Origin of the sequence: Pseudomonas sp. PB105, from assembly GCF_009764655.1 — a bacterium.
In the GTDB taxonomy this organism is placed as follows: domain Bacteria; phylum Pseudomonadota; class Gammaproteobacteria; order Pseudomonadales; family Pseudomonadaceae; genus Aquipseudomonas; species Aquipseudomonas cyclaminis.
Map to the genome: position 1 here is coordinate 1 of NZ_RWIO01000059.1, position 1,027 is coordinate 1,027.

Annotated in this window: 2 protein-coding genes; both read right to left on the minus strand. The window is 54.4% G+C overall.

Annotation, left to right across the window (positions count from 1 at the left end; all coding sequences use genetic code 11):
- Nucleotides 1-656, minus strand: a 656-nt coding sequence (locus tag EJD88_RS15800) for an IS3 family transposase (protein ID WP_256673669.1), incomplete at its 3' end; no start/stop codon positions are given.
- On the minus strand, nt 653-955 hold the full coding sequence (locus EJD88_RS27240) for a transposase (RefSeq protein WP_014717988.1): 303 nt from the start codon (nt 953-955) through the stop codon (nt 653-655). The genes EJD88_RS15800 and EJD88_RS27240, both read right to left, overlap by 4 nt.
- Nucleotides 956-1,027 lie beyond the last annotated feature (72 nt).

The window sequence follows — 1,027 nt, forward strand, 5'->3', positions numbered from 1 at the left end:
TTATCCCAGCACTCGCCTTTACGGCTCATGCTTTGCCTAAAACCCTGTTTGAGCAGCTCGTTTCGAAACTTATGACTGGTGTACTGACAACCTTGGTCAGAATGAAACAACACATTCTGGGGATGGCTGCGTAGCTCAACCGCCATGCGTAGCGCTTCGCAGGTCAGGTTGGCATCAGAAATCATCGAGAACGACCAGCCCACGATCCTGCGAGCGTACAAATCCAGAACGGCGGCGAAGTACATCCACCGCTTGCCGACCTTGATGTAAGTCACGTCGCCACACCACACCTGATTAACCGCCGTCACATCAAATTTCCGCTTGAGCACGTGTGGCGCCACTAAGGCCTCCACGCCCGGCGATTTGTACTTATGGCGCCTGCGCTGACGACTAGCGATGCCAGCTTCGCGCATCAAACTGCGAGCCATATAACGTCCGATACGATGCCCTTTGGCTTGTAGCTCCTTGGACAATGTACGTGCGCCGGCCGACTCTCTGGACGCCTTGTGGTGCCTGACCAGCGCGGCCTTGAGCTTGTCCCGTTCAGGATTTGCTCTGCCTTGGCGCTGGCGCCAAGCGTAGAAACTACTGCGGTTGACCCCGAACGCCCGGCAACACCTTTTAACGCCGTACTGCTCGTCCAGCTCATCGATCAACGTGAATGATCTTTGGCGTCCAAAAGCAGGAGAGCACTGGCCTTTTTTAGGATTTCGATATCCAGGTCTTTCTCTCTGAGCAGAGCTTTGAGCCTCTGGATTTCTCGTTGATCAGCGGTAATCGCCTTGGCCCCTACGGGAGTCGAGCCCAAGCGTTCTTTTTGCACTTGATCGACCCAGCGACGCAGCGCTGTGGGGCCGATATCCAGGCTGGCACAGACTTCGGTAACTGGCTGACCTTCATCCAACACCATGCTGGCGGCCTTGAGCTTGAACTCACTCGAATAAGATTTACGCATATCCAAACACCTCAAATTTGGGCGCTATCATAGCGCCCGATTGAAGTGTCCAAAATCATTAGGCCAGTTCAG